Raw genomic sequence first — 2,945 nt, 5'->3', positions numbered from 1 at the left:
TTGGCGCTATTGCTGTTGATTACCTTATTAACAATATTGGAAGAATTATTGATAATCAGGCTTTAAAAAACGGACTTAAGATTACAACAAGCATTGTAAACTCTCTTTTTATGATTGTTGCGCTTGCTCTTGCCTTGGGAATGATAATTACAGGAGGATTGAATTATCAGATAAAAAGCTCAATAGTAAGGCTTTTTGTGATAGCATTATTTGTAAATTTTGGAGTATACCTTGCTCTTTTGGCTGTTGATATAGCAAATGTCTTGACGGTAATTTTTGTAAAACCCTTTAACTCTTATGGTGGGTTTACTGGCTATATAGCCGATTCTCTTGGCATGTCAAGAACATATGATTCTGTTGCGGAAGTTACAAAAGCGACTGGGAGTTCATCTTTAAATATGTTTTTGCTTTTATCAACATTAATTATTAATTATGCATTGCTTGCTTTTATATTTTTATACATAGCAATTTTGCTTTTGTTTAGAAACATATTTTTAATTGTGCTTATAATACTTCTTCCTTTGGCTTTATTTGCCTGGATATTTAACAAAAGCTATTTTAGTAAATGGTTTGATCGTTTTTCTAAATGGACATTCTTTCCTGCTGTTTTGTCATTTTTCATATATGTTTCAATGTATATACTCTCAACTACTATTGTAGGAGTAACTAATGCAATTAAAAACAATCTTGATTCAAATACAAAGCAAATAATTGGAAATTTGTATGCATTCATCTCTGTAACAGTTCTTATGATTATGGCAATATCAATATCAAGATCATTTTACATATCATCTGAAGGAGTTAGGAGGATTGGTCTTAAGGTTGGTCTTGGTGCTTTGGCTGGAACATACATTGGAACAAGACTCGCTGCAAGGCAAGCTGAAAAAATTGGAGCTCATAAAGACATTGAACAACAAAAATATACTCCAACAGCTCTTATGCACAGAATGGGACTTACCTTATCCAGGGTTCCGGGACTTAAAACAACAGGAAGAAAGTTGATGCAAAGAGCAGAGAAGGTTAGAAAAGAGAGAAGAGAGGCTTTATTTTCTGAGGTTGGTATGAAGGAGGCAAGAACAGATGATCTTATAAAGAGAGCTAAATTTGAAGGGTTAACAATCACAGCCGGTTCAATTCCTATAATAAGAGAATTATTAAAAAGAGCTGTTGAAAACAATGATGAAAAGGCAAGGCAACACTTAAATGATGTTTTAAGGGATAATGTTAAGGCATCAAGAATATTAAAACTTGCAGAAAAGTATGGAGAAGGATCTGAACTAAGGAAATTGATTGCAAGGTTTAATCCAGAGGTTTCTTATATGATTGCAAGCAAGAGAATAGAAAGGCTTGCTCAATCAAATCTTGGAAGATCAAGATTAAGAGAAAGATATGGAACTGACGATCCGGAAGAGGCAAAGTTAGCATTTTTAAAGAAGCTTATTAACAGCACAGAGCAATCAGATTGGGAAAAAGTAAGAGAAATTTCACCTGAATTTTTAATGGATACAGCAAAGGTTCCGGGTGGACTTACCAAGCTTGTAAGAGGGGCGCTTAAGGGTGGAAATGAGGCTGTAATAGAATCTTTAAATAAGGCAATTCCTCGTTTAAGTGAGGAGGTTGCAAGAGGTGTAAGAAAGGGAGCATCAGAGGCTGAGAGAAGAAGAATAAATGAGATGAGAAGAGCTCTTGCATACTTAAATACAAGCTCTGCAAAGGAGCTTCTTTCAGAGTATGGTATTCAGGCAGAGAATATAACAAACAGAGAAAGAAGGTTAAGAAGTGCAGTAAGTGAGATTAGAGGATTAGGAAGAGAGCAGTTAAGAAGAATGTACAACACAGAAGATGTAAGAGAGGCAGAAAGAATTCTTGAAAGAGAGATTTATAAAGGAATTACTCCAAAAGAATTTGCTGGACTTAAGGATGTTCCTTCTGAAAGAATGGAAAATCTCTTAAGAGAGGGAATAATCACAAGAAGCCACATTAAAGAAGCGTTAAATTCAGGAAGCGAAAATCTTGTAAATTCAATAAGCGCAGCTTTAAGAACTCTTATTAGAAATCTTGATTCTTATTCAAGACAGGAAAAAAATCATATTAGAAACTTAATCAGCTTTTTGAGAACATCTCAGGGAGAAGAGCTTCTTGAAAATGAGGAGTTAAGAAATGTCTTAAACCAAATTGAAAGAGAGGTAACTAAAAATCAAGGAACCAGAGAAGAAAGACATACGCCGCAAATAAATCTTTCACAGGAAACTTTAAGAAGAGCATCTGATCTTTCACTGGAAACAGACAAAGAAGCAGAAGATAGAATAAGAAGGCAGGCAGAAGAGGAAAGAAGTGCAAATATAGAGCTTTCAAGAGAAACAAAAGAGGACAACGATAATCAAGACAATAGTTAAAAATTATGGATTACATACCAAAAGAGACACTAAAAAAAAGATTTTATTCTCTTCCTGACAGATTGCAGGATGTGATTTTGTCTGAGGATACGGCAGGAGTGATAAGAAAAGCGGCAAACTTTGCAGATGTTGAGGAGCAGGCAGGGACAATAGCGATTTTAACAGGAAGGGTTCTTATGGGATTTTTGCATCCAGATGAATTTAAGGATGCTTTAAAAGAGGAGCTAAATATTGATGAAAGGACAGCGCTTCAAGTCTCTGAGATGATAAGATCTCAAGTTTTTGATTTGGTTGAGGCAGAATTAAGAAAACTTTATCCCCCAAAGATTAAAACACCAACAGTAACATCAAAAGGATTTTTGAATGTTGATAAAAAAGAAGAAAAGAAAGAAGATAAAGATGATGCATTTAAGATGAGGTTTATGAAAACTGAATTAGATAAGGAAGCTGATTTAACCAAAAGCAAAAAAGATGATGAAATTGAAAAAGGTGAAATTGAAAGAAAGGATATTGAGGATAAAAATCAGGTGATAAATCACATGAATAATC

The 2,945-nt window shown here is 34.3% G+C and carries 2 protein-coding genes; both read left to right on the top strand.

All coding sequences use genetic code 11. The features are described from left to right. Positions 1-2,396 (top strand): hypothetical protein (locus D6734_04425; GenBank protein RMF96087.1); only part of this gene is annotated, 2,396 nt, incomplete at its 5' end. A 5-nt stretch (positions 2,397-2,401) separates the two neighbouring features. Then, positions 2,402-2,945, top strand: a 544-nt coding sequence (locus tag D6734_04420; protein RMF96086.1) for a hypothetical protein, incomplete at its 3' end; no start/stop codon positions are given.

This window comes from Candidatus Schekmanbacteria bacterium, assembly GCA_003695725.1.
Lineage (GTDB): Bacteria > Schekmanbacteria > GWA2-38-11 > GWA2-38-11 > J061 > J061.
This window is presented reverse-complemented; position numbering and strand designations above follow the sequence as displayed.